This is a genomic window from Burkholderia sp. HI2500, from assembly GCF_002223055.1.
GTDB lineage: Bacteria > Pseudomonadota > Gammaproteobacteria > Burkholderiales > Burkholderiaceae > Burkholderia.
The window spans coordinates 1-509 of sequence record NZ_NKFL01000020.1; the positions used below are offsets into that span (position 1 = coordinate 1).

Consider the following 509-nt stretch of genomic DNA (forward strand, 5'->3'; position numbering starts at 1 on the left):
GCGCCCAGTGCTGCCGACAGCTTGTCCGCCAGCGGCTCCAGCACCTTCGTGTAGTTCTCGCCGCTGCCCAGACCGCGGCCGCCCGACACGATGATGCTTGCGCTCGTCAGTTCCGGACGGTCCAGCTTCGTCACTTCACGGCTCACGAACTGCGACTTGCCTGCATCAGCTGCCGCTTCGATCTTCTCGACCGATGCGCTGCCGCCTTCCGCTGCCACCGGATCGAAACCCGTTGCACGCACCGTGATGACCTTGATCGGATCGCTCGACTGCACCGTCGCGATCGCGTTGCCCGCGTAGATCGGGCGCTCGAACGTGTCGGCCGAATCGACTGCCGTGATGTCCGAGATCTGCGCGACGTCCAGCTTCGCGGCGATGCGCGGCGCGATGTTCTTGCCGTAGGCCGTCGCCGGCGCGAGGATGTGCGAGTAATCCTTCGCGATGTTCAGCGCGGTCGCTTCGACGTTTTCCGCGAGGCCCGCTTCGAGTTGCGGCGCGTCGGCCAGGAG

General features: G+C 66.0%; 1 protein-coding gene. It reads right to left on the reverse strand.

All coding sequences use genetic code 11. From position 1 onward, the window contains the following. Positions 1-509: electron transfer flavoprotein subunit alpha/FixB family protein (locus tag CFB45_RS38055; RefSeq protein ID WP_144025306.1), on the reverse strand; the 509-nt coding region annotated here is incomplete at both ends.